Annotated in this window: 20 protein-coding genes, 1 tRNA gene and 1 other RNA gene; 14 read left to right on the forward strand and 8 right to left on the reverse strand. The window is 50.8% G+C overall.

Annotated features, from left to right (window positions below):
* Positions 1-41: 41 nt before the first annotated feature.
* A complete protein-coding gene (locus C5S61_RS05350) occupies positions 42-1,079 on the reverse strand; it encodes a WXG100 family type VII secretion target (protein ID WP_110514052.1) in 1,038 nt (345 codons plus the stop codon).
* 715 nt (positions 1,080-1,794) lie between these two features.
* Here C5S61_RS05350 and C5S61_RS05355 point away from each other — a divergent pair.
* From C5S61_RS05355 to C5S61_RS05390, 8 genes are all read left to right on the forward strand, one after another.
* Positions 1,795-3,492, forward strand: a complete 1,698-nt coding sequence (locus C5S61_RS05355) for a proline--tRNA ligase (RefSeq protein ID WP_110514053.1) — start codon at positions 1,795-1,797, stop codon at positions 3,490-3,492.
* Positions 3,493-4,109: 617 nt separating this feature from the next.
* Complete coding sequence (gene proC / locus C5S61_RS05360) at positions 4,110-4,925, forward strand: pyrroline-5-carboxylate reductase (RefSeq protein ID WP_110514054.1); 816 nt, start codon at positions 4,110-4,112, stop codon at positions 4,923-4,925.
* Between the two features lie 74 nt (positions 4,926-4,999).
* The gene (locus C5S61_RS05365) at positions 5,000-6,616 is read left to right on the forward strand and encodes a Mur ligase family protein (protein ID WP_110514055.1); all 1,617 of its coding nucleotides are present in this window, start codon (positions 5,000-5,002) and stop codon (positions 6,614-6,616) included.
* Positions 6,613-7,866 carry a hypothetical protein gene (locus C5S61_RS05370; RefSeq protein WP_110514056.1) on the forward strand — a complete coding sequence of 418 codons (1,254 nt, stop codon included), beginning with the start codon at positions 6,613-6,615 and terminating at the stop codon, positions 7,864-7,866. The genes C5S61_RS05365 and C5S61_RS05370 overlap by 4 nt, the downstream gene beginning before the upstream one ends.
* Before the next feature lie 209 nt (positions 7,867-8,075).
* Positions 8,076-9,224, forward strand: a complete 1,149-nt coding sequence (locus C5S61_RS05375; RefSeq protein WP_110514057.1) for an acyl-CoA dehydrogenase — start codon at positions 8,076-8,078, stop codon at positions 9,222-9,224.
* Between the two features lie 634 nt (positions 9,225-9,858).
* The gene (locus C5S61_RS26570) at positions 9,859-10,329 is read left to right on the forward strand and encodes a hypothetical protein (RefSeq protein ID WP_124033386.1); all 471 of its coding nucleotides are present in this window, start codon (positions 9,859-9,861) and stop codon (positions 10,327-10,329) included.
* A 12-nt stretch (positions 10,330-10,341) separates the two neighbouring features.
* Entirely contained in the window at positions 10,342-11,220 is an 879-nt protein-coding gene (locus C5S61_RS05385) for an ATP-binding cassette domain-containing protein (RefSeq protein WP_110514059.1), read from the forward strand.
* The gene (locus C5S61_RS05390; RefSeq protein WP_110514060.1) at positions 11,193-11,909 is read left to right on the forward strand and encodes a hypothetical protein; all 717 of its coding nucleotides are present in this window, start codon (positions 11,193-11,195) and stop codon (positions 11,907-11,909) included. The genes C5S61_RS05385 and C5S61_RS05390 overlap by 28 nt, the downstream gene beginning before the upstream one ends.
* Before the next feature lie 587 nt (positions 11,910-12,496).
* Here C5S61_RS05390 and der read toward each other — a convergent pair.
* The 6 genes from der to C5S61_RS05425 all read right to left on the reverse strand — a co-directional run bounded on the left by der (position 12,497) and on the right by C5S61_RS05425 (position 19,386).
* On the reverse strand, positions 12,497-13,864 hold the full coding sequence (gene der, locus C5S61_RS05400; protein WP_110514062.1) for a ribosome biogenesis GTPase Der: 1,368 nt from the start codon (positions 13,862-13,864) through the stop codon (positions 12,497-12,499).
* Between the two features lie 42 nt (positions 13,865-13,906).
* Complete coding sequence (locus C5S61_RS05405; protein WP_110514063.1) at positions 13,907-15,247, reverse strand: THUMP domain-containing class I SAM-dependent methyltransferase; 1,341 nt, start codon at positions 15,245-15,247, stop codon at positions 13,907-13,909.
* A gap of 124 nt (positions 15,248-15,371) precedes the next feature.
* The gene (locus C5S61_RS05410) at positions 15,372-17,087 is read right to left on the reverse strand and encodes an HD domain-containing phosphohydrolase (RefSeq protein WP_110514064.1); all 1,716 of its coding nucleotides are present in this window, start codon (positions 17,085-17,087) and stop codon (positions 15,372-15,374) included.
* A 46-nt stretch (positions 17,088-17,133) separates the two neighbouring features.
* Positions 17,134-18,705: a DUF512 domain-containing protein gene (locus tag C5S61_RS05415; protein WP_110514065.1), complete on the reverse strand. Its 1,572-nt coding sequence runs from the start codon at positions 18,703-18,705 to the stop codon at positions 17,134-17,136.
* A gap of 240 nt (positions 18,706-18,945) precedes the next feature.
* Positions 18,946-19,248, reverse strand: a complete 303-nt coding sequence (gene yhbY, locus C5S61_RS05420; protein WP_110514066.1) for a ribosome assembly RNA-binding protein YhbY — start codon at positions 19,246-19,248, stop codon at positions 18,946-18,948.
* A gap of 62 nt (positions 19,249-19,310) precedes the next feature.
* A tRNA-Gly gene (locus C5S61_RS05425) sits at positions 19,311-19,386 on the reverse strand.
* Positions 19,387-19,631: 245 nt separating this feature from the next.
* Here C5S61_RS05425 and C5S61_RS05430 point away from each other — a divergent pair.
* Positions 19,632-20,708 carry a sensor histidine kinase gene (locus tag C5S61_RS05430; RefSeq protein WP_124033387.1) on the forward strand — a complete coding sequence of 359 codons (1,077 nt, stop codon included), beginning with the start codon at positions 19,632-19,634 and terminating at the stop codon, positions 20,706-20,708.
* A gap of 50 nt (positions 20,709-20,758) precedes the next feature.
* On the opposite strand, the gene ffs is transcribed toward C5S61_RS05430, so the two are convergent.
* An RNA gene (gene ffs, locus C5S61_RS05435) (signal recognition particle sRNA small type) lies at positions 20,759-20,857 on the reverse strand.
* A 473-nt stretch (positions 20,858-21,330) separates the two neighbouring features.
* Here ffs and C5S61_RS05440 point away from each other — a divergent pair.
* The 5 genes from C5S61_RS05440 to C5S61_RS05460 are packed head-to-tail and all read left to right on the forward strand — an operon-like array spanning position 21,331 to position 26,465.
* On the forward strand, positions 21,331-22,206 hold the full coding sequence (locus tag C5S61_RS05440; RefSeq protein ID WP_110514068.1) for a nucleotidyl cyclase domain-containing protein: 876 nt from the start codon (positions 21,331-21,333) through the stop codon (positions 22,204-22,206).
* A gap of 35 nt (positions 22,207-22,241) precedes the next feature.
* Positions 22,242-22,928, forward strand: a complete 687-nt coding sequence (locus tag C5S61_RS05445) for a sugar transferase (RefSeq protein ID WP_054536317.1) — start codon at positions 22,242-22,244, stop codon at positions 22,926-22,928.
* On the forward strand, positions 22,928-24,175 hold the full coding sequence (locus tag C5S61_RS05450) for a glycosyltransferase (RefSeq protein WP_110514069.1): 1,248 nt from the start codon (positions 22,928-22,930) through the stop codon (positions 24,173-24,175). The genes C5S61_RS05445 and C5S61_RS05450 overlap by 1 nt, the downstream gene beginning before the upstream one ends.
* A 17-nt stretch (positions 24,176-24,192) precedes the next feature.
* Positions 24,193-25,326 carry a glycosyltransferase family 4 protein gene (locus tag C5S61_RS05455; protein WP_110514070.1) on the forward strand — a complete coding sequence of 378 codons (1,134 nt, stop codon included), beginning with the start codon at positions 24,193-24,195 and terminating at the stop codon, positions 25,324-25,326.
* A gap of 35 nt (positions 25,327-25,361) precedes the next feature.
* Complete coding sequence (locus C5S61_RS05460; protein WP_110514071.1) at positions 25,362-26,465, forward strand: diguanylate cyclase domain-containing protein; 1,104 nt, start codon at positions 25,362-25,364, stop codon at positions 26,463-26,465.
* The last annotated feature ends 52 nt before the right edge of the window (positions 26,466-26,517 follow it).

The following is a 26,517-nucleotide window of genomic DNA, read 5'->3' on the forward strand; positions in this document are numbered from 1 at the left end:
ATCTTTTCAATTATATTCTTCATTAGAATCCCTTATTGTCATTATGGCTGGCAATATCCAGCATCGACACATTGTTGTTTATAATCTTCAAGTATATCTTGTGCTTCTCCATCAATTTGTTCTCGTTGAGCCTGATCATAGGAATAATTTGGACCATACGTTGTATGTTCGGCAATTTCTGTAATAGCATCAGGATCATTCATAATCCCTTTCCATTGTTCAATGGTTAGAGGTCGGTTTGATAACGAAGGATCTATAACCATTGGGACATTTATATCACCTTGACGTACATTAATAATGGGCGCAACGTGCCAAGCCCAATTAACCGTACCATCGGCAGTTGATGATGTATCGGTAGTACCGCCTATCGTCACTTGGTCATAAATAAAGCTAGTTTGCGCTTCTAAATCGCCATAGATAAATACTTTATCGACATCATTAATATCAATTCCATAGCGTTCTGAGATTCGGTAGGCCATGAAATGAGCACGAGCGTAACAACCATCATCAGGAAACTGAAACGGAATGTCGGGTTCATTGGCCATATCCTCGAAAATCAGAGTTGCATCGGCATAACTGACCGATCCATCTTGATTGACTTGCACTCCATCAGCCCGATCGTTGCGCCAAATCTCAGTCGCTTTGAGCATGAAATCAATGAATTTTTGCAAGAATGGTAGTTTCAAAGGTGGTTCTGGCGGAGTTGGGGTTGGGGTTGCGCCACCAGTTTCTTGCTCAAACATCACCCGATTACCACCTAAAGTAATTGGGCCAAAATCGTCGCGAAACAGGGCGGCGGCTTCAGTCTCGGCATCGGCCATGATTTGACGAATGGCCTTGGTAGTTTCAACACTGCCTTGCAATGCATGTAACAAGCGCTGAAAAGCCGGATTAACCACATGCTCAAATTCTTGAAAACAGGCATTGGCAGCACTGCCTTGCCATTGACCAGCTTGTAACGAGTTTATCGTCTGGCATACACTGGCTTGAATGGTTTGGCTCTGATCGTGAAGTTTTTGGAAACGAACGATAATCGCATCAACAACATCGTACTTGATCTGAACAAAAGGAGCGGGCATACTTACAAACCTCTCAACGTGGAGGGAGCTTCGGGCAAGAACGCTGGGGACAGTGGAAGGAAAACCCTCTATTCAACTCAGGAGTGCTTATTCTAGCTGCTTGGCGCTAAAGTGCTATAGAACCACGATTATGCAATGGTGTATCCAATCGGGCTAGTTGGTAGTAAGCCGCGTAAATCAATGGAGTCATAGCACTCGATTCAAGCCATTGGTAACGAACGCTCTAACGAGGAGGGAAACTCTGGCTAAAATGCAGGGGGGATTCGGAGTGTCGCCCTCAATTCTACTCAATCTGCTTGATTATAACCGCATAGCTAGTTATTACAAGGGTGATTTTTATGCTACACAGCTATGATTGGTCGATTGACAGGTTTGCATAAGCTATGATAGAGTTGCAGCCACAAAGTTGATAGCAAACGTTGATGGGGATTAGTAGCGCAGCAATAGCCAACCAGCGATTCGAGAATGGTGTAAGCTCGAAATGGACTAGGCTACGCAAACCCACCCCAGAGTTACCGCCGAACCAAGTGTGCACACCACACCCAAACAAGGTTGGTCGGGTTTGTCGCCGAGATCACGACACGTCAATTCACTCGTTGACGACGAAGGGGAGGCTCATCTGAGCTTCAACTAGGGTGGTACCGCGGTTTTTTAGCCGTCCCTAGATGCTGTTGCATCTAGGGACGGTTTTTTTATTGCTTCAAGGAGGTCGGTTATGCGAATGAGTAGTGGTTTCGGGCGCACACTGCGCGAGGCTCCAAGCGAAGCTGAATTAACGGCCCATCAATTAATTTTGCGCGCTGGCTTGGCGCGCCAATTATTAGCTGGTGGCATGGCGCTGTTGCCACTCGGCATGCGGGTTTTTCGCCGCATTGAAGCGCTGATGCACGCCGAATTGGCAGCAATTGGCGCTGGCGAATTTCGCACGCCAGTTGTGCATGCCGCCAGTTTATGGCAACAAACCGGACGCTATGCCCAATATGGCGAGGCTATGTTGCGCTTCGAGAATCGTAATCAACAAGCGTTGTTGTTTGCGCCAACCCATGAGGAAGCAGTGGCCGAGCTTGCTCGCCGCGAGGTTGATTCGTATCGCCAATTGCCAAGCTTGCTCTATCAAATTCACACTAAATACCGCGACGAATTGCGCGTGCGCGGCGGTTTACTGCGGCTGCGTGAATTCACCATGCTCGATGCCTACTCGCTCGATGCAGATTGGGCTGGCTTAGATGCAGTCTATGATCGGGTTGCCTTGGCCTTTGAAACAATCTTCGAACGCTGCGGCGTGCGCTTCACCGCAGTCGAGGCCGATGGCGGCGAAATGGGCGGACGCGAACCACGCGAATATATGGCCTTCTCGGGCAGCGGCGAAGATACGCTGGCAGTTTGCCAAAGCTGCAATTACGCCGCCAATAGCGAGGTTGCGGTGCGCGGCCAAGCTGCTGCAAGCAACGAACTTGTGCCAGCCATGAGCGAAATTGCCACGCCAGCCTGCACCACGATTGCCGAACTAGCGGCATTTTTGCAGGTTAGCGAAGCCCAAACTGCCAAAGCTGTCTTTTTCAACTCAAAAAAAGGCTTGATCTTCGTGGTCGTGCGCGGCGATCGCGAAGTCAACGAAATCAAATTACGGGCAGCAGCAGGCGTTTCGGCATTGGAGCCAGCCACGCTCGAACACATTAGCGCGGTTGGAGCGGTCGCAGGCTATGCCTCACCAGTTGGCCTAAGCAACGTCACCGTCATTGCCGATCATTCGGTGGTTGGCGTTGGCGGCTTGGTTGCTGGCGCAAATCGCAGCGGCTATCACCTACAAAACGTGGTGTATGGCCGCGATTGGCAAGCAACAACTGTCGCCGATATTGCCAATGTTGAGGCTGGCGATGCTTGTCCACAATGTGGCGCTGGCTTGAGCTTGGAGCGCGGGATTGAAATTGGCCATATTTTCAAATTAGGCACGCGCTACACCGAAGCGCTTGGCGCAACCTACCTTGATCCACAAGGCCAGGCGCAGCCAATTGTCATGGGTTCGTATGGCATTGGCCTCGAACGCTTGTTGCAGGTGATTATCGAGCAACATCACGATGAAAAAGGCATCGTTTGGCCAGCCAGCGTTGCGCCATTTGATCTGCATTTGGTGCAACTTGGGGCAAGTGCAACGGTCAGCGACGCTGCACATCGGCTGTATCAACAATTAAACGCTGCTGGCGTGAGCGTGCTCTACGACGACCGCAACGAATCTGCAGGCGTGAAATTTAACGACGCGGATTTACTCGGCATGCCATGGCGGCTGACGGTTGGCGAGCGTGGCCTCAAGCAACATGTCGTCGAGTTGCGCAATCGCGAGACAGGCGTGGTCGATACAATCGAGCTTGATCAGGTGGTAACGACGGTTAAGAACATAGAGCATAGAGCATAGAACATAAGATGAAAGATGAGGGATGAAAGCAAAAGGCAGAAGTCAAAAATCGCGGGGTCAGGGGTCAGGGGCTAGGGATCGGGGAGTGGGCTATTGGCTATTTGTAATGGTTCATTGGATTAACAACGAGGAGCATTCCCTCACCCCCAGCCCCTCTCCCACTGCACGCGGGCGAGGGGAGCGTTGACGGTGTGGTTCCCCCTCGCCTCGCGGGCGGGCGAGGGGGCGAGGGGGTGAGGGAATCAAAATGTGGTTAACGTGATGTACCATTACAGCTATTGGCTATAAGAACAGCAATCAAACAATCATTCGTGGAATTCGTGCAATTCGTGGCAAAAAATGTTCAGGGCTTTGGGCTAGCAAGAACCCAATCCTCAACATCTGTGTCAATCTGTGGCGAAAAAACTTAACCTTCGTGCTCTTCGCGTTCTTCGCGGTTTCGGCTCCTTCGTGGATGAATTTTTTAACGCAGCGGCGCAGAGGAATAATGGCTATGGGCTTTGGGCTAGCACGAACCTAATCCTCAAAATCTGTGCCAATCTGTGGCGAAAAAACTTAACCTTCGTGCTCTTCGTGTCCTTCGTGGATCAACATTAACCATTGGAGAATAACAGACCATGTTAACCAACCTCAATATTGCAGTTATTGGCACAGGCACTATGGGCGAGGCTGTGATTGGCGGTTTATTACAAGCAGAATTGGTGCAACCAACCCAAGTTTTAGCCGCCACGCCACGCCCTGAGCGGCGACGCGAATTATCGCAACGCTGGGGCATTGCCACCACTGGCGATAACCGCGAGGCTGCTACATGGGGCAACGTCGTGATTTTGGGCATCAAGCCTCAAATGACCGAGCAAGTGTTGCCCCAACTCAATGGCGCGTTTCAAAACGATGATCTGATTGTTTCGGTGCTGGCGGGCGTGAAAATGCGCCAAATTGCCGAAGCCACCGGCCATAGCGCAATTGCCCGTTCGATGCCCAACACCCCAGCCCAAATTGCCGAGGGTATTACGGTTTGGACTGCCAGCAAAGGCCTTGATCAAGCTCGCCGTGGCTGGGCCAAAATTGTGCTGAGCGCAATTGGCGAGGAAGTTGAGGTCGAAGATGAGAAATTTATGGATATGGCCACCGCACTATCTGGAACTGGCCCAGCTTATGTGTTTATGGTAATGGAAGCCTTGATCGATGCAGGCGTGCATATGGGCTTTCCTCGCCGCATCGCTGCCCAGCTGGTGGAGCAAACCGTGATCGGCGCGGTGCGCTACTCAGCCCAATCGGGCAAGCACGTTGCCGAATTGCGCAATATGGTGACCTCGCCTGGTGGCACAACTGCCGCCGCGCTCTACGAGCTGGAAAAAGGTCGTTTGCGCACCGTCTTGGCCGATGGGGTTTGGGCGGCCTATCGGCGGGCACGCGAGCTTGGCGGCGAGTAACTGTCGCAATTGCTTTTTTGGGCTGTCCATGTACCATTAAGCCGACATTCGTGCTGGATTAAGGTTGGTGGCCTATGCTGGAATTTCGTGATATTCGTGCCTTGGAAGGGCCAAATGGCTATGCCCATGCCCCGGTAGCTTTAGTTCGGCTTGTCGGAAATCTGCCTGAAATTCAGGCTTGGCTCGATCACGTAGGCCATGCGCTGAGCAGCGCTGGCATCAAGGCAGCTGATCCAGTCATTCAACAACACCCAAGCCTTGGCGAATTTGCCATCACTTGGGCAACCACTACGCCTGAAAGTTTGGCGCTGCTGCTTGAACACGTCGCGGGCACTGCCGAGGCCGCCAGTGCCGCCGATATTCAGGCCATGCTTGCCAAAGAACACGTGCCAAGCGCCTTGCAACCCTTGCTTGCGCAACAATTGCCACTCTGGCGCGATGACGATCGCTGGTTGGTTGGCTACGGCCAGTATTGCCAAAACGCTGAGCAATTTGACCAAACGACATATCAAGCCTTGCCGATTATCGCCATTAGCGGTACCAACGGCAAAACTACCACCACACGACTCATCGATTTTACCCTGCGCACCGCTGGCTACCAGACCGGTCGCACCGATACTGACGGCGTATGGATCAATAATCAGGCAATTGAGCATGGCGATTGGACTGGCTTTGGTGGGGCGCAATTGGTGCTCAGCCAGCCTACGGTCGAGGTAGCGGTGCTGGAAACTGCACGCGGCGGTTTGTTGCGTCGTGGCATCGCTTTCAATCAATGTGATATTGCGGTTTTAACCAATGTTGCCGACGATCATTTGCCCGATCGCGGCTTGGCAACAGTTGCCGAAATGGCTCATTTCAAGGCCACGATTGTGCGGGCAGCCCAAAAAGCTGTTATTTTGAATGCTGATGATCAGGTATTGATCGATGTGGTCGCGTCGCAAGCCACTGCACCAATTATTTGGTTCAGCTTGCAGGCCAACAATCCTTTGATTCTCCAAGCGCAGCAAGCCCAACATAGCTGTTTATTTCTCGCAGCAGATCAATTGATGCTTGCCAGCGCAGGCCAAATTCAACCATTAATTGCTGTGGCTGAATTGCCGTTAAGCTTTGGCGGCGTGGCTCAGCACAATATTGCCAACGCTTTAGCTGCGGCAGCGGCCTTGCACGCATTTGGATTAAGCGCAGGCCAGATTGCCCTTGGCCTTGCTGGATTTCAACCAAATGCCGAGCACAACCCAGGCCGTTTGAACCAATTTCAGCGTGATGGCATTACGTTATTGATCGATTATGCCCACAACAGCGATGGCCTGCGGGTTTTATTGGCCAGCGCCGAGCCATTGCGAGCAGCAGATGGCAAAATTGCCATGGTTTTTAGTGGCACAGGGGATCGCACCGACGAACAAATTCAAGAGCAAATGACGATTATCGCTCAGCACGTCGATCGCTTGGTGCTCAAACGTGATCCTTGGTTTTTGCGCGGGCGCGAGCCAGGCACATTAGAACCAATGATGATTGCTGCTGCCAACGCTGCGGGCTTGGATTCCAGCGCCATCACCGAGCTTGAAGGCGACGATAATGCCTTCGCCGCGTTGATAAATCAGGCGCAGGCTGGCGATGTGTTGCTGTGGTTGGTGTATAAAGAGCGGGCTAGCAAAATTGCTGTGGCCCAAGCATGGGAGCGTGCTGAATGAGCGAACCACAGATCCAACCAGTTGATCCAGCTGAATATCTGTGGAACTCACCGCGCGAAGCGCAAGCACCCAAACGCCCATTGGTCGAAATTGGCTGGGTGCTAATCGGCACTTTCGAAAAAATCGACGAGGGCGCAATTCGGACTGCCCGTGAGCAAACCCGCGATTATTTGCGCCAATGTTGGCCAGAATTTTCATGGCGTTTGCCAATCGTCGTGCGCCCCGACCCCGACCCAGGCGATGTTTTGGCCGAACCAATCCGCTTAATCGATATGGCGGTGACCGAGCGCTTGACCAAAGGCTGGGATTTTGCTGTTGCCTTCACTGCGACCGATTTGCATGCCTTGAGCAAGCAATACACACTGGGCACGCCAGCCAGCGGCCTCGATGCAGCGGCCATTTCAACGGCGCGGCTCGACCCAACCGCTCAACGGTCGATGGTGCGTAAAGCTGAGCGCGAATTGGTGCTCAGCAAGCGCATTTGGGCCTTGTTTTTACATTTGCTTGGCGATTTATTGTCCTTGCCGCATAGCGATGAGCCAAGCAGCCCGATGAGTGTGCCGCGCGTGCCCGAAGATCTCGATGCGGTGCAGGATTTTAGCAGCGAGGAGCGCGAATGGATGCTCGAATCGCTGACCGAAGTTGCCGACTTGCGGGTTGAAGAAACCGGCCAATCATCACGCAATCCCTTCTTTTTTACCTTGCGAGTGCTGGCCCGTTCAGGCCGCGAAATCCTTGCAGCAGTAGCCCGCAATCGCCCATGGATTTTGGTTTGGCATCTGACAAAATTCACCGGCGCAGCCTTATCAACCTTGCTCATTTTGCTGTTTACCGCCGAAGTATGGGATGTTGGGGTGCGTTTGCCGTTCGATGAAGTTGCCGGAGCATTAGCAATTACGATTGCCGCCACCACAACCTTCGTCGTTACCCGTCAACGCTTGCTGACGAGGCGTACCCGCTTTCGGCTAACTGAACAAGTTGTGGTGACCGATTTTGCCATTATCCTGACGATTTTAGGCGCAATGCTTTCAATGGTGCTGCTGCTGATCAGCGCGGCAATGCTGGTAATTTGGGTTGTGCCCAATGAGCTAGCCGAACGCTGGACCGATTTTGCGACCCTTTCGTTGGAGCATAATCTGGCTTTAGCTGGCACGGTGACCGTGATTGGCTTGATTGTCGGGGCACTCGGAGCCAGCATCGAAGACCAAACCACCTTTCGCCATGTGGCCTTTATTGATGAGGAAACCTAATTAAAAGGATGAAAGCAAAAATAAAAAGTCAGAAATCAAAAACAAGTTTAGGGATATTGTAAGAATACAAGGTTTAGAAACCTTCGTGCTCTTCGTGTCCTTCGTGGTTAAATTTCATCCCTCATCCCTGATCCTTCATCCTTCTACTAACTTCTTGGTATACTACAGGTAGGCAACGAAGCCGACCAACATCATAGGAGATATGCTCGATGGATTTCCAGTTAACCCAAGAACAGCAAGAACTGCGTCAAACGGTACGTGAATTTGCTGAGCGTGAGTTATTGCCCAAAGCCAAAGAGGTTGATGAAAAAGCGCACATTCCGGCCTCGACATGGAAAAAAATGGCCGATACTGGCCTCATGGGCTTGCCCTTTGCTGAAGAATTAGGAGGCGCAGGAGCCGATGCGATTAGTGCAGCCCTCGCTGTCGAGGAGATTGCCCGCTGCTGTGGCTCGACCGCCCTTTCGTATGCGGCGCACGTTGGTTTAGGCAGCGCCCCAATTGCTATGTTTGGCAACGAGCAACAAAAAGAACAATTTTTGCGGCCTGCCGCCGAAGGTCGCTACCTTGGCGCGTTTGGGCTAACCGAGCCGCACGCAGGCTCAGATGCAGGCTCGACCCGCACCACCGCTGTGCGCGAAGGCAACGAATGGGTGATCAACGGCGCAAAAATGTGGATCACCAACGCTGCCGAGGCTGGCCACTTGATTGTTACTGCAATCACCAACAAAGATCGTGGCAAACGTGGCATTAGCGCAATCATCATTCCTCAAGGCACAGCTGGCGTACATTTTGGCAGCCCAGAGCATAAAATGGGTTTGCGTGGCTCGAATACTCACGCTATCACCTTTGATAATGTGCGCGTGCCAGCAGAAAACTTGCTTGGAGCCGAGGGCGATGGCTTTGTGCAATTCCTCAAAGTGCTTGATGGCGGGCGCATTTCAATTGGCGCGATGGCAATTGGCTTAGGCGTTGCTGCCATGGAAGCCGCCGTGAGCTATGCCCGCGAGCGTCAAGCCTTTGGCCATGCGATTGGCAGCTATCAATCGATCAGCAATATGCTAGCCGATATGGATACCGAGCTGGAGGCTGCTCGCTTGCTGATTTTACGCGCCGCTTGGCTCAAAGAAAACGGCAAGCCCTTCACCCGCGAAGCAGCAATTGCCAAGCTCTACGCCTCGGAAGCCTCAGAACGCGCCTGTCGCAATGCGGTGCAAATCTTCGGCGGCTACGGCTATAGCAGCGAATATCCAGTCGAGCGCTACTATCGCGATACCCGTTTGCTGACGATTGGCGAAGGCACTTCGGAAATTCTGCGCATGGTCATCTCGCGTGGCTTGCTTGGCGAATTAGCCTAATTTACTGGCCCAATTGTGCTGCTGATTACACCACATTAATCAGCAGCACGGTAATTGCTTGACAGGAACGATACTTTCGTTATAATCGTGGGCAACGGTTTGCTGCGAGAGAAGCCCGTTGATTATTCCACATAATCACTCATCAAACTCCTTCATCATTCAATCCCTCGCCAAATGCCAAATACTATGTTGGTTTATTTGCTATTTCCACTTCTTAATTTATATAGAACTTCACACAATAATGTCTATCGCTGAGAATGTTACAATGATACGAACATTTTGCCTTGGTTCGCTACGAAATATTAGCCGCAATCGATTTTTATGGGTTATGTTGCCATTACTAATCGTATTTAATACGTTTCTGGGATTAAATGGTGAAGTTACCTATACATTATTTACGCAATCTTGTGCATGTTTAGCTATTGTATTTGTTCATGAAAGCAAGCGCGATCTACAATTGCGTGAAACAGTATGGAGTACGCGCTATAATTTATTCAGCTATAGTCTTGGGCGCTTACTGGCATATAGTATTGCTACGTTGATTGTTATTGTGTTATGTGAAATTGTTGTTTTATTCTTTGGTGGTAAGGGCGAGATAGCCGCTATTCTGCATCATAATGGGGCAAGAATCCCTATGTCATTACGCTTCCCATGGCAACTGTGGGTTAAAACCTTCTTTAGTATGTTACCAATTTTTGCATTATTATTATATTTTCGAAATTATTATTGGCTGGGTTTATTAATAGCAATTAGTTATTGGTTATACGTTTTTGCCTTCGTTATTCTGCTCAGGCAAAATATTCTCATCGGAACAATTACACCAGGCTTTTATCCCTTGCGTTGGTTGGCGATTATTCCCAGCACCAATGTCTTTTTATATGCATGGGCTGACCCGATTCCATGGATTTTGCCCAGCCTTGGCTTGGCGGGCTTGGGCTGGTTTGGCTATCTAGCGAAGTGCATGTGGGTAAAAACCGCTGAGCCACTGCGCATCCAACCAGCTTGGATTGGTTTGGGTCTCGTGCTGAGTTGCTTGAGTTTGTATCTTGGCTATCAGCAATTTGTCGCCATGTTGCACGTCTATAATCCCGCAACCGTGTTCTAAGGAAGGTACGCGATGAGTTTAATTCAGCTTGAGAATATATCGAAACATTATGGTAAGTATCAAGCGCTTGACCAATTAAATGTGCAGCTCGAAGGCGGTATGATTGGCTTGCTTGGGCCAAATGGCGCAGGCAAAACGACCTTAATTCGGGTCTTGACGGGCTTTTTGCAGCCTTCGCAAGGCCGCGCCAGCCTCGCAGGCTGTGATTTAGCTCAGCCTGAACAATTGGCTCAACTGCGCCAACAACTGGGCTATGTGCCCCAACATCCAGCCTTTTACCCAACTTGGACGTGTAGCGAATTTGTCGATTACATCGCGCAACTCAAGGGCATGCACGCTACCGCTGAGCGCAAAGCAGCGGTAGAACGCAGCATTCAGTATGTTGGCCTCAGCGACCATGCCAATAAAGCAACCCGCCAACTCTCAGGCGGCATGCAACGGCGGCTTGGCATCGCCCAAGCAATCGTCAATGATCCCAAAGTGCTGATCGTCGATGAGCCAACCGCAGGCTTAGACCCCGAAGAACGGCTGCGTTTTCGTCATCTCTTGGCAGGGCTGGGCAACCAACGCTTGGTGATTTTCTCGACCCACATTGTTGAGGATATTGTACAAACCTGTCGCCAAGTGATTATGCTCAAAAAAACCATTTTGTACGCAGGTGGCTTGAACGAGCTGTTGGAGCAGGCTCGCGCAGCCCAAGTAAGCTGGGATCTTACCAGCCCAACCCCAATTTACGATCAGCAACTAGTGATTGTGAGCAGCAGCAACGACGAGCAAGGCTACCATTATCGGATTGTCGGCCAGCCGCCAGCAGGCAGCAATGCCAAACCAGCTAGCAATGTTGGCCTAGAGGAAGCCTACTTATGGATGATGCAACAAGCCAGCGCCTAAATCGTGCCTCAAGCATACGCCAACCCTGGGCACTCTGGCGTTTACAAGCGCGGATCGTGCGTTGGCGCTGGATCAGCAGTTTGGGTGTTACTAGCATCTTGGCCTTGTGGGCGCTGACCGCTAGCTATCATAACGCCATGCTCGTGGTGCAAGCAATTATGCCAACGATTATTGCCTGGCTAAGTGTTGGCTGTTTAATCGACGACCCTACGATTGAATTAAGTGCCGCAACGGGGCTTGGCATTCGGCGACTCTGGTGGATGCGTAGCAGCATCATCATTGGGCCAAGTTGGCTGGTGGCGATGCTTTGCACATGGATTGTAGCAAAAGATTGGTTGATTTTTGGCTATAGCACGTTGTTGATGTTTACCGCGCTCAGCCTCGGCCATTGGATGACTCGCATCACCCGCTACAGCCTGATTGGTGCGATGTTAATTTCCTTCATTCTCTTGAGCCAATGGGTTGCGCCATTTTGGTGGCTGCCGATGATTATGAAGCAGCGCACGCAGCTTGAGCAAGTTAAGCAATATCTGTTTTTTCCGTTAGATAGCCATGCAGCCTTTCAGGTATTGCTGGCTGAGCGCCATTGGAATGTGCTTATGCTTGGCAGTTTGGGGCTGATTACTGCCTTGTGGGCTTGGTGGTTGTATGGCCGCGAAGAAGCGCTAATTTTGCCGCGAACCGAATAAGCAGGAGCAGCTGATGTATACAATTCCTTCAGCAACTATTCCATTAGCCAAAATACTTTGGTTTGGGATTAAAAAAGCTTTGTTATATGCGTTGATTGTCTTTCTATTCTACTTAAGCATATTATTTCTCGTTTCATTTAACAATCACACTTCAATTCTTATTCAAATAGTTATTGTTATAGCTATGTTTCTGAGCATACCTTCGTTGATTTATACAGCAATACTCGTATTTCTAACGCGTAAATTATCATCGATAAAAATATATCATTATCTCTATATTCTATTCTTTTCAATTGAAATTCATCTTATCACAGTCATAGTATTTGATAATCTATTTTCAAGCTCATTTCGTACGCCGTTAATCGAACAAATTATCTCGGTTAATCAACAAACAATTGAAAATATTCTAAAGTCAGCCACGATCTTATCGTTTACCAATGCAATTACCTTTATTCTGCCACCAATCATTGCAGTGTTTACGCTCTATCGTTGCCAGCAGCAAAAGCGCTTCTATCAAGCCACAATATAAAAGCACTCCAATCACTATCGATTGAAGTGCTTTTTGGATTAATTCAGGGTTACGAAACTTAGCGTTTGCCAGAAACCGAAACAGTTTGTTCTTCTTCGCGGCCTTTGAACACCAAAATAATTGGCGTGCCAATAAAGCCATATTGTTCACGAATACGGTTTTCGAGGTAGCGCTTGTAGCCAAAGTGCACTTGCTCCGGTGCATTCGAGAAGAACAAAAACACTGGTGGCTCGGCCTGCGCTTGAGTTGCGTAGAACAAGCGCAAGTGTGCGCCTTTGTGCATGGCTGTTGGTGGGTGTTCACGCACCGCTGCCCGCAACAGGTTGTTAATATCCGAGGTGCTAATGCGTTTGGCGCGTTCGCTCTGGATAGTTTGGGCAATATCGAGCACTTTGGTTGCACGCTGGCCGGTTTGGGCCGAGATAAACTCAATTGGTGCGTATGGAGCAAAGTGGAATACTTCCGACATGGTAATTTTGGCAGATTCGTAGCTAAATTTGGCTTTATCAATCAAATCCCATTTATTGACAATAATCGCCAAGCCTTTGTTGGCTTCCAAAACCATGCCAGCAACGTGGGTATCTTGGGCGGTTGGGCCTTCTTTAGCATCGATCAATAGCAAGGCAATTTGGCAACGCTCGATGGCCTTCATGGTGCGCAACACGCTGTAGCGTTCAATTCCTTGCTCAATCGAACCGCGCCGCCGAATCCCAGCGGTGTCAATCAAGGTAATCGGCGTGCCTTTATAGGTCAATTTGGTATCGATTGAATCGCGGGTTGTGCCAGGAATATCACTGACAACTACCCGTTCTTCGCCGACCAATTTATTCAGCAAGCTCGATTTACCGACGTTTGGCCGCCCGACAATTGCAATTTTCAGCGAATTGTCGTCTTCCTCTTCTTCTTGGCCAGCAGGCAAATTGTTCACGATCTCATCGAGCAAATCGCCTGAGCCAGTGCCGTGATAGGCGCTCAACGCAATCGGATCACCTAAGCCAAGGTTGTAGAACTCAACCGCATTTTGGCGGCGATCTTCGGTATCGGCTTTGTTTACGCCCAAAACTACGGGCTTGCTGCTGCGGCGCAACAAGGCAGCCACTTCTTCATCAGCAGCGATCAAACCTTCGCGCACATCGACCATAAATACAATTACATCAGCTTCATCAATAGCCAGCTGTGCTTGTTGGTGCGTGCGGCGCACAATTTCGGCCAATGGCAAGTTTGGGTCGTCATCGCCAACCAACAAACCAGCAGTATCGACAATCGTAAAGACGCGGCCATTCCAAATCGTTTCGCCATATTGGCGGTCGCGGGTTGTGCCAGCTTCGTCGGCAATAATTGCCCGTCGCTCGCCAATCAGCTTATTAAACAAGGTCGATTTGCCAACATTCGGTCGGCCAACAATCGCCACAATTGGTTTTTCCATAGCTATACCTCTTTCGCCATCGCTGCCCAAGGGCAACCATCGCTACATTCTACGACGTTCAAGTTGCACAATCGTGGCAGTTTGGCCCAATACAGCGATTGGGAAGGTACCACGAACTCGTAATTCAGGTGTGGCATTGATCTTTTCGCGCAGCACATCGATTTCGGCGGCTAGCGCGACGATGATGCCACCAGGCGCAACAATCCGCGCCCATTCAGCACACACCCCTGAATACAATTGATGCAATTCATCGATATTGTTGACTTGTTTACCAAAGGGCAAATTGGTGACGAGTTTGTTGATTTCGCCTGGTTGGAATGGTAAGTCAGTTGCATCTAAACGACGAATTGCTAAATCGCCGCCGACGCTTGCCAGATTTCTGCTCAAGGCTTTGACGGCTTCACGGCTTTTATCGCCAGCAATCAGCCGCTCAAACGGCCCAACTGCTGCACGTTCAGCAATGATCGTACCCGTGCCAGCCATGGCATCCAAAAATACATCGTTTGGTTGTGGATTGGAAAGCCGAACCATCGCCGCCGCAATTGCTGGACGCAACGCAGCAGGCCGATCGACAATCCGGTTGATTCGATGGCGCATGCCGCCAGTCGAAAGCCGAATCGCGACAATAATTTCGCTGCCAAACAGCGTGACCCAAATTTCAACATCAGCTTCTTCTTCGACCAACTTCCAGCGGCCTGGCCACGAATCGCGCACCGCATCGGCCACAGCAATACCCACGGCTTTACGGGCAAAATCTTGTTTGCCAGTTACCCGCGTGACCACCCGAAAACTGGTGATTTTGGGCGTGCGTCCGCCGTTGAGAGTGAAAACCCGCAGTGCGGTTAGTACCAGCATACTATTTTTAACCGAAGCGTGAATTTGCTTCAAACCGCCTTGATCGGGAGCAATGTTGAAGGCCCGCGCCGCAACCACGAATAAATCTTCGGCAGTGCGCAAATTAAACAATTCTTTGGAATTGGTATCGGTATGAAACAGCAACATATCATCTTTTTGGGTGACATGGCGCTGAGCAACCAACATTGGTTTTTGCAAGGTGGCATTAATTTCAGCCAACAACAATTGGCCAACTCCAGGTTGCGTTTGCACCGCAAACAATGGGCGGCTCATATCAACGGTTGGCTGATGCACAAAGGCGCGGCGACGCGGTGCTCCGGCGGGTGTTGGCGCGCCAGTTGGGCGGCCAGCAGGATCATGGCGTGGGCCACGGCTTGGCGCGCCAGTTGGGCGGCCAGCGGAATCATGGCGTGGGCCACGACTTGGCGCGCCAGTTGAGCGTGAGCCAGGTCGGCTAGGCCGCGCAGGGCGTGAGTTTGATTGCGGGCCGCGCTCTGGGCTACGGCGTTTTGGGCGTTGGAATGGCATATCTATTACAACTCGCGCAAAATGCGAGTTTTCCTTTCATCAGACTAAATCTATGTCAAGCAGCAATCTGCTGACAACCAACCCCACCATTAGCCCGCGCAAATGCCCGAATGACCCAGCCTGCTCAAGCCGATGGTGTGAGGGGAGTACGAAATGGCGCGACATCGTTGATAATCCGATGCTCGCCGTTATCATCACGTAGGCGTTGCGAGCGCACTCGCCCACGCTGGATTGCTTGCCAGAGCGCTTCAACACAGACTGCATCAAACTCTGTGTCGGCTCCTGCGCGCAAACGCCGAAACGCTTCTTCAATTGGTAAGCCTCTGCGATACGGTCGGTCAGAGGTCATGGCATCAAAGGCATCGGCGACGGCCACAATGCGCCCACCGAGCGAAATTTGGCCCCGTGCTAAGCCATAGGGATAGCCGCTGCCATCAAGCCGCTCGTGATGCTGAATGATCACTGGCAGCTCGCTTTGCAACATGCGAATATGGCCAAGAATCCGTTCGCCAATTTCTGGATGCGATTTCATCTCGCCAAATTCAGCGTCGGTCAAGCGCCCAGGCTTTTTCAGCACCCCATCGCTAATGCCAATTTTGCCAACATCATGCAAAATTGCGCCAATCCGCAGATGGTGAATAAAGCTTGGGTCTAGATCCAACTCTTCAGCAATCGCCACCGCAAATTCCGAAACCCGCATGGAATGGCCTTCGGTATAGGGGTCTTTGGCATCGATCGCCGCCGTCAGCGCCTGAATAACATCTAAAAACAGCTCGTTAACATCGGCGTACAAATCAGCAATTTCTAGCACTGTCGCTGCTTGGCGTGCCAAGGTTTGCAACAACAATGTATCATCGTCATCAAACCGGCCATCGCGTTTGTTCAAAACCTCGATGCAGCCAATCAGATGCTCCTCAGATTGCGCGCGTTCGCGGCCAAAGGTAATACAACGGGTCTGCAATGGCACTGCCAAAATCGAGCGCGTAGCAAAGCCAGTCATCTCATCGACGCTGCCATCGTGACGCTGATCACGTTTCACATCGCCAACGCAGATCGTCTCGCCAGTAGCAGCAACATAGCCAGCGATGCCGCGACCTTTGGCCAAACGTACCGCCTGCACCCGTTCGTGCATATAGCCAGTCGAATGCTGCAAAATCAAATCGCCGCTTTCAGGCTCGGTCAAAAACAGCGAGCTAGCCTCGGCATCAAGCAAAATCCGTGCATAATCGATGATCAGATTCAGCAAGGTTGTGCGGTCGAGCGTCGAGCCAATATGGCCAACAATCTCAACCAACGCGCTCAAGCGCGATTCACGTTGCTGGCTTTTTTTCAACAAGCGTGCTTTTTCGACCTCGGCGGCCATGCGATTGCCCAACAATTTAAGCAAGCGTGGCTCCGAACGTTGCGGATTGAAAATCTGAATCACGCCAACGACTTGTTCTTCGAGCAAGAGCGGCAACGACAAGAGCGAGCGCAATTGCAGGCTGTTGGCCTCACCCAAACGCCGATCCCAGCGCGGATCGTTGTTAATATCTTCGATCCAGAGTGGTTGGGTGGCGGCAATCGTTGCGCCAACCAAGCCAACATCAATCGGCAAGCGCACGCCAATCAAATGTTGGCTGGCGGGATCGCCGTGGACGACCTGAAAAACAATCTCGTCTGCTTCAACCAGATAGAGCGTGCCAGCTTCGCCGCCAGCGATCTCGATTAATAAATCCAACATGCGATTCAGTAATGGGTCAAGCGTCATGCTACTGGCAATTGCATCGGCCCGTTCAATCACCGCCAATACGTGTTCCAACTCAAAGGCACTATCCTGCACAACCGTCTGCGATGTCATACTCATGCTCCACTGTGTTGAGTAGCACTCGCAGGTGGTTGGTGGGCTAGCGCATTGAAGCCTGAGCCATGAAACGGCGCTGCGAGCGCGGTTTTGCTTGGCGGCTCAGCTGGCGCACGACCCGCCGAATTTCATGCGGCATACGGGCCATGGTCACCTGCGCACCAAGTGCGGTTGCAATTTGTTCAACAGTCCATTCGTCAATTGTGCGAGTTCCGGAGTGATCAAACATCACTTTCGGCAGCATCACAATATCAGCAGGGCCATGCTTTTGTAATTCAGCGACCACATCGCCGCCGGTTAGCAAGCCCGAAACGGTCACCATATCGCCAAAGAATTGATTGACGACAGGGCATAATTCAACAGTCAGGTTTTCGATTCGACTAAGTTGCTCGGCGACTTGTTGCAAGACGGGAGCGGCCAAGGTGGCACACGCCATCAGCATGCGGGTTGGTTTATCGACAGCTTTTGGCAGCGATGGCACAATTTCTGCCCATTCGTCTTGGAACTGGCGCACCAAACCAACGCCGTTTTCTAATTGGTCGTAGCCTTCGTACAACGAGCCGTCTGGCTGTTCGCGGCCAGCCAACAAATAAAACTCATCGGACGGATAGACCAAGACCGAGCCATGTTCGGCCATGTAATATTCTTGAAACGGTTCGCAAATGTCGATCACCGCAGCGGCTTCATCGCCGCGATATGGCCGCAATTCAACTTCGGTGGCAGCACCTAAGCGGGCGCAAAAGCCAAGATTGCCTTCTTTGGCAGCTTGAAACAGCTCGTTGGCAACTGGTGCTTCTTCTTGCCAAATTGGCTGAGCTTCCCAGTTGCTATCAATCCATTCGGCGCTTTCATGCACGCGGATGGCGGCTTTGATGCTTTGAGGTTTTTTGCCTTCAAAGCGATAGCGGGTTAGGCCAACGGGCACAATGGCAATACTTTGCACAATTGGGTACAACTGGCCCAATTCATGAATGGTTTGGGCCAAGGCTGGGCCATCGTTTAACTGTGGGCATGCCACCACTTGGGTATGCACCTCGATGCCCAAATCGCCCAAGCGCCGAATTTGCGCCAACACATCGGGCACATCGGGCTTGCCCAGAAGAATTGCCCGCAAGGTGCGATCAGTCGCGTGGACTGAAATATACATCGGGCCTAGGCGCTGTTCTGCAATCCGATCCCAGTCATCCTCCTTGAGATTCGTCAATGTTACAAAGTTACCATACAAAAACGACAAGCGATAGTCATCGTCCTTAAGGTAGAGTGTTTTGCGGAATCCTTTAGGCATTTGGGTCAAAAAGCAGAACGGGCATTTATTGTTGCAGGTTCGGAGGCGATCGAAGAGTGGCTCGACAAAATCGAGGCCAAGCATATCATCGGGGTTTTTAGTTAATTGGATGCTGCGTTCTTCGCCAGCTTGGCGCACCAGCAATTCAACGTGGTCTTCAGTCATGGCAAAGCGAAAATCAATTACATCGCGCATCACCCGACCATTGACTTGCAGAATCGCGTCGCCAGCTTGTAGCCCAAGTTGCGCACCAGTGCTGCCTGCTGCGACTGCTTGAATAACCCCGCCATTGCCTGGTCGAATATTACTAAGATTTGGTTGATATTCCATAGCACATCACTATTTACTGCGTTAATTGCGGCGGCTAATCGCACAAAAGGCGCACCTTGCATTGTGCGCCTCATCCGCATTCTATCGCGTCAAATTATCAAGGGCCGTGGCCCAACATTATGTATTATAGCAGAAAGCCTTAATTCTGCTAGCCTGCTATGGATATGTATTCCATAGTCGATTGACCCCTCACCCCCAGCCCCTCTCCCACGGCGGCGGGAGAGGGGAGTACCCAAACATTTAGCGGGGCAGCACAATCACTTGTTTATCTTGAATGCGGCTGGGTCGATACAAAATTGCCACATTGCCAACCAACGCCACCAATGCAGCCTCGGTATCAGCCACCAATTGATCGGTTAATTCGCGGCGTTCTTCTTTAAACTCAACAAATTTTACTTTGATCAATTCATGTGCATCAAGTGCGGCGGCGACAGCAGCTACCACCGTGCTTGAAAGCCCTTGCTTGCCAACTTGCACAATTGGCTTGAAATCGTGGGCCAAGCGGCGCAAATATTGGCGTTGATTGCTATTTAAGCTGAGCATTCTTGCCCTTTCAGTGATTAATTTACAAGAAAAAACTGCTGGTTTTCACCAGCAGTCATTCGTGGAGCGGGAAACGAGACTCGAACTCGCGACCTTCTCCTTGGCAAGGAGATGCTCTACCAACTGAGCTATTCCCGCATCGCGTTATGACGCTATTATACACGGCTTTGCGAAAATTGCAAATTTAGCCAAACCCCAGCCAAAACCTGCTACCCAGCCTCATCATTTAGTCGATTGCAAGGCGCTAAAACCTTTTGTTCATACTTTGTCGATAGTTTGTTCAAATCTTGTCGCAAGCATGGCTTTCTGCTACACTAGTTTGAACGAAAGGTGTCGATCATGCCTGCTTCTCAACCTCAACGATGCCAACTATGGCAAGCCTTATGAACAGTTTCATTCGCAACGTGCGCCATTTTTTTATGGCCAGCGGCAACCTGTATGCGCTGCGTACTGGGCTTTTGCCATGCTTACTGCTTTGGACAGCTTGGCGACAAACTCAGTTTTTGGGTTTAGCCCTCGCCATCGCTAGCTTTGGCTATCTGGCCCAATATTTACGTTCTGCTACGCGTTGGCCAGTGCCACGCTGGCCATGGCTTGATCAATGGCTAGAATTTGGGCTGGCCCTGGTTATGCCCTTAATTGCCACGAGTTGGTATAGCCCATGGTTATTTGATACGTGGCTTATTTTGGCGGCAACGGCGAGCCAACTCTCGCGCCGCAGCAGTACTACCTTGGGTATAGTATGGTTGGGCTATAGTGTGGCGCTGTTTAGCAGCAATAAACTTGGTCAAGCCAATCCGATGCTGTTTAGTATGCTGGTGCTTGGCGTACCAAGCATTTTATTGATCAGCATTAAGCCGCGACCACTCGAAACCAGCACTCAACCTGCTGCGCGCATGCTTAGCAGCCTGCAAACTGCCCAACGCCGCTTTGAACTCATCAGAACAATTATTGATCATGCTCAGCGCTCGGCGATGGTTGAGGCCGTCTATCATCAGGCACACCATGGTGTCCGCGATTTGGGCTTATTAATTGATGATATTAAACCGCAAGCAAGCCAACCAAGCTTGATCGAGCGCTTTAAACCAATTATTGAACGCTGGCAAGCCACCACGTTAATTGAAGTACAACTGCAAACCACCACCATTCCCCAGCAGGTTAGCCCAGCCCTCGAAGCCTTATTCGTGCGCGCTTTGGAAGAAACCCTCAGCAACGTGGCTCGCCATGCCAACGCCAGCCTCGTCGAAATTAGCCTCCGTGGCGACGAACAACAGATCTGCTTAATTGTGCGCGATAATGGAATTGGCTTGATCAATGGCCCAATCCACGCTGGCAGCCATGGATTGCGCTGGCTCCGCTATCGGGCGCAAGAGATTAATGGGTGTTTGGATGTCTACGATGGGCTTGATGGCGGCTTGGTGGTGCAATTGGCCGTGCCAACTAACGTCTATGTGGCCTAAAAAACAACAGCCGCCATACAATTTGTATGACGACTGCTGCAAAAAGAGCAGTGGGCCAGGCTTGCTGTGACACCCATAGAGGCAAGCGTACCGTTGCTATCTTTCAATCCTGGCGGAGTTGGCAAACATATGCCGCACAGGACCCGACCCATTCGCCATTATAGTCGACAAGCCACTTAAAGTCAAAAATTGTTGATCTTTTGACCTGGCATGGTATACTGGCGATTGCCAGAACAACTACAGACCGTGGTGTCCTAGAAGATAGCGATGTGTCAGAATGCAGCGATGCCAGAACAAGTGCATCGCTTTTTTATTGGATACTTAAAATTTTTTTAGGACAAAAGTCACCCTTGACACTTTTAGTGACAGAGGCCAAAGTAGAAGACGACCATTGGTAGGTAGTCCTTTCTCTTGATATGGTTAAGCTAAGGTACTATTAAAAATTTAGTACCCACGCTTTAGAATATTCTGTTGGCACACAGCCAAAGACACCGTACTATTGTAAGTAGCGCTAAGCAGACAATCTGGGAGCTGTTCTCGGTTGCAATCCAATGCGGCGGAAGCTTGGCAGCGTGTTCAATTTTGGTGTAGTGTGGCACATATAGCCAGAAAGTAAGCCACCATGAAGTACCTGCGTCGATCAATTATTGCGCTCGTTCTCTATCTTGCTGCGTTTTTTAACATCGAGCGGCTGGACTTCCAGGGCGAGAATGTTATTGACCTACGTTCATTTGTGTATGTTCTCGGGCTAGCAGCGATCATTATCACGCTGATGCTGCCCTATTTTCGCCAACGGCGGCTTTTGGTAGCCATGACCTATTGGGGTGCGATCTACGCCATTATTCGCTTGGCATTTTTTAATAGTGTTTCGTTTGTTGGGGTCGATATTTATTTATCACTCACCGAACTGGTCTTTTTGTTGGTCGGGGTGCGCTTTGCCCACCAAGTTGCGATTGATCTCTACGATTTCGAACAGGCAGTGATCAACATCACCTTGCCCCAAGTCAATCGCCAAATTCGGCCACTCAACGACTCGAACGACGAAATTCAAACCGAGATGGTGCGCAGTCGCCGTCACCGCCGCCCAATGAGTGTCTTGGTGATCAAGCCCGATCCCCAATCAGTCAACTTGGCGATTCATCGCAGCGTCGAAGAAGTGCAGAAATCAATGATGACCCGCTATGTTGTCACCAGTTTGACGCGGGTTGTTGCCGATGTGATGCGCCGTACCGACATGATTTTTGAGCAACCAAGCTCAAACCAATTTATCGTGATGAGTCCCGAAACCAATGCCGCCAATTCTGTTTCTTTCGCGGAACGCATCAAGGCTGCTGCGTCCGAGAGGCTGGGTGTAGATGTGTTGTGTGGAATTGCATCATTTCCCGACGATGCCCTAACATTCGATGAGTTGATTCGCGAGGCCGATACACGGGCATTGCGGCAGCTCAAAGCGGTTAAACCACAAGACACACGCTCGACCGTTCAGACTGAAGTTTAAAGCGCCACCAATGCATCGTGCAGAAAGGAACCGTCATGGCTTCTTCACTCAATTATCGTGAAAATCCAGCCTATGCCTGGCTGTTTCAAGTTCAACCCAATCGCTCACCAATGGCTCGCAAGATCTATTTGATTAACAAACGAGCGATGGATTTGTTGATTTTATTGCTGGCCATGCCATTTTTGCTGCCATTCTTCCTCTTATGTGCCATCTTGATTAAAATTGATTCGCCCAACGGGCCAATCATGTTTACCCAGAAACGCACTGGCAAAGGTGGGCGCACGTTCCGCATGTATAAATTCCGCACGATGGTGCCCAATGCCGAGGAAATGAAAAAGCAGTTGATGCACCTCAACGAGCTGCAATGGCCCGATTTCAAAATTAGCAACGATCCACGCATCACTAAGGTTGGCAAGTTTTTGCGCAAAACCAGCCTCGATGAACTGCCACAGTTGCTGAATGTCATCAAAGGCGAGATGAGCCTCGTCGGCCCACGCCCAACCTCGTTTGGAGCACACACCTACGACTTGTGGCAAACCGAACGCCTCGACGTGCAACCAGGCCTGACTGGGCTTTGGCAATTGTTTGGTCGCGCCAGCACCGAATTCCATGATCGCTTGCTCTTGGATATTGCCTATATCGAGCGCCGCTGCTTGTGGATCGATATTCAGATTCTGTTCCGCACTATCCCAGCCGTGTTGAAACAGCGGGGTGCGCATTAGTGCCACAACCAATTGCCTACATGATGTCACGTTTCCCACATTTGTCGGAAACGTTTATTCTGCGTGAAATGCTCGAAATGGAGCGCTTGGGCTGGGATGTTAAGCTGTTTCCGTTGATGCTGCAAGAACAGGCAGTTGTGCACGATGAAGCGAAGCGCTGGATTCCGATGGCTCAAGCGCAGCCGTTTATCTCGCCCCATGTTGGCCTGAGCTTGACCCAACGTTTAGCTAAACAACCGCTCAAAACTGGCGGCATCGTGGCCAAAACGGTGGCCGAAAGTGCGAGCAGCCCGGGCGAATTAGTGCGCAAATTGGCAATCATTCCCAAAGCCATCACGCTTGCCAAGCATATGCAAGAGCAAAAGATTGCGCATATTCATTGCCATTATGCAACCTATCCGGCCTTTGCGGCGTGGATTATCAATCGCCTCACTGGCATTCCCTATTCGTTTACGGTGCATGGCCACGATATTTTTGTGAATCGGGCGATGCTGCCAACCAAAGCTCGCGGGGCCAGCGCAATTATTGCAATCGCTGAGTTTCATCGCGAGTTTTTGGTTGAAAAATTAGGCGAATGGGTACGCAATCGGATTCATATTGTGCATTGTGGCATTCGCCCAGAGCGTTATCAACCACAACCCAAGCCTGCTGGCGAACGCTTCGAAATTTTGACAACTGGCAGCCTACAAGATTACAAAGGCCATCCCTTCTTGATTCAGGCGTGCAGCTTCTTGCGCGACCGTGGCGTAAACTTCCGCTGCCGCATTATTGGCGGTGGCGAAGATAAGCCAATGCTTGAGAAATTGATTGCAGAAAAACAATTAACCGGCATGGTCGAATTGCTTGGCCCACAGCCAGAAACCGCTGTTCGCGAGCTGTTAGCCACTGCTGATTGCTATGTACAAGCAAGTATCATCACCCCAGCGGGCAAGATGGAAGGCGTTCCTGTGTCGTTGATGGAAGCCTTGGCCTGCGAATTACCAGTTGTGGCCTCGCGCATGTCGGGCATTCCCGAACTGGTGCGACCCGATGAAACTGGCTACCTCGTGCCACCAGCCAACGCCGCTGCTTTGGCCGACCAACTGCTCTACGTGCGCGATAACCCAGCGGAAGCAGCACGCTATGCAGCGCGTGGCCGCGAACTGGTGCAAAGCGATTTCAATTTGGTAACCTGTGTCGAGCAACTTTCCGAAACCTTACTCGCCGTAAATCCCGCTTTGCAACGGCCAATTCAACGCAATGCCTAAGCCTAGGAGCAGCAGGAATGCCCCAGAAAATTGCTTTTCTCAAAATTCGCGATTTTTCGTTTATTAATCCCAATCTGATCGCTCAATTTCAGCGGGTGTTCCCTGAATATACGCTCGAGGTTTTCGATTTTAAAGATTGGCTTAAACATAATCCACATATGTATCTGTTGGCTATGGCCGCAGTCTACAAAGAATATGGCCGCGAGATTTTGGCCGGCAAGAAGCAGCCAAATCCACATTTATTTGTCACGCGCTGGATTGGCAAGCGGATTAAAAAGCTGGTGCAGCAGCGTTTCAATCCACGCGATTATGCTTTTGCCTTTCAAACCCAAACCTTTTTTGATGCCAGTGTGGCTGGCTTGCCGCATTTTATCTACACCGACCACACCTTGCGAGCCAACTGGCGCTACAAACTCTTTGACCCGAGCAAAATTCAATACTCGGCAGAATGGCGCGCCGCGATTGAGCCGGAGATTTATCGCAATGCAAGCAAAATCTTTTTTGCGAGCAATTTTGCCCGCAATTCAGCCATTGAAGATTACAATTATCCCGCTGAAAAGGCCGAGTGTGTCTATACAGGTATTAATGTTAAAATAGACCCACCAACCGATAAAGATTACGCCGCCAAACGAATCTTATTTGTTGGAGTAGAATGGGAGCGCAAAGGCGGGCCAGAAGTTGCCGCAGCCTTCAAGCGCATCCAAGCGCAGCATCCCGACGCAACATTAACCATCGTAGGATGCACGCCAGAGCTTGATTTGCCCAATTGCCGGATTATTGGGCGCGTGCCGCGTGAAGAGGTGGTGAAACATTTCCGTGAGGCCACGATTTTTTGCATGCCCAGCAGAATTGAGCCAGCGGGAATTGCCTTCACTGAAGCGGCAATGTATAAATTACCGATTATTTCGGCCAGCAGTGGCGGCCTGCCCGACCGCGTGCTGCACGGCCAAACTGGCTATCTAATTGAACCTGGCGATGTTGATAGCCTGACCAGCTATTTAAGTGATTTATTGGATCACCCCGAACGCTGTCGCGAGTTTGGTGAAGCTGGCTACCAACTTGCGCATCGTGAATTTACTTGGGATCGCGTTGGCGATCGCATTCGGGCTGCTATTCTTTCAACTATTCAACCAACGCAGCGCATGGCCTAGCCAGCAGTCGGCGCTGCAACAAAGGAACTGTTGCTATGGAATTTCGTCATTATCTCCGAATGTTAGGGCGCGGCTGGTGGCTGATCGCTCTGGCAGCACTAACTGGGGCAACCTTGGCGCTTGCCCGCTCTTATGTAACCGAGCCTGAGTATCGCACGCGCACGCGGCTGTTGCTCAGCCCAAACTTGGCCCGTGTTGATAGCGGCCAAGAATTATATAGCGTTACCACCTTGCAAAACCGCACAATCGTCAACACGATTGCCGAAATTCTGAATAGCGGCAGCCCGTTCAAGGAAACCGGCGGCGGCCTGAATTTGCCACCAGGCGAGGTCGTACGCTATAAAAACAATGCAGTGACGGTTCCCGAAGCCAATGTGTTGGAAGTGTATGTCGATGGGCCTGATGCGAATACCACTGCCTTGTTGGCCAATAGCTTGGCGCAACGCACCATCGATTTCGTAGACCAAAAATACCCCAGCTATAGCCTGACTGTGCTTGACCCAGCCTTGCCTTCATCTGTGCCCCAAAGCCCCAAGCCAGTGCGCGATACAACCTTGGCCTTGATTTTGGGCGCAGTGGTTGGTGCAATTATCGCAATTGTCCAGGCCCAATTGAAAACGCCGTTGGAAGCCTTGCGTCGCCGCAGCACAATCGATGCGGTTTCGACAGCCTTCACTCGTCGCCACTTCGATCAACAAGCCAAAGAAGCATTGGGTCGCAGTTCGATCGCCTCATTGGGCTTGGTTTATCTCGATGGCATGCAAGATGTGATTGATAGCATGCCTGCGCCAGTTGTGCAGCGTGTCCTGCGTCACGCCAAAAATGTGTTGCGCAATGAATTGCGCGGCAACGATATTGTTGGGCGCTGGGATAACACGACCTTCTCGATTTTGCTGCCTGAAACGCCGGAAATTGCCGCCACCCGCACGCTTGACCGCATTTTGAATGCGCTTGATCAGCCGGTCGAGACGGGCATTGACGATGTGGTGGTCAAACTAACGCCCTACGCTGGGGGCGCGACCCGCCGTAACAACATGGCCTATGGTCAATTAGTCGAAGAAGCTGAAGCAGCTTTGACCCGCTCATATCGCAGTGGCGAAAAGAATGTGCTCTTCTCTGCCGTCGAACAACCGGCCTAACTTAAACCAACCTGCACGGCGTGACATGCATGCCGTGCAGCAACGAGGTCTT

Origin of the sequence: Herpetosiphon llansteffanensis, from assembly GCF_003205875.1 — a bacterium.
Taxonomy (GTDB): domain Bacteria; phylum Chloroflexota; class Chloroflexia; order Chloroflexales; family Herpetosiphonaceae; genus Herpetosiphon; species Herpetosiphon llansteffanensis.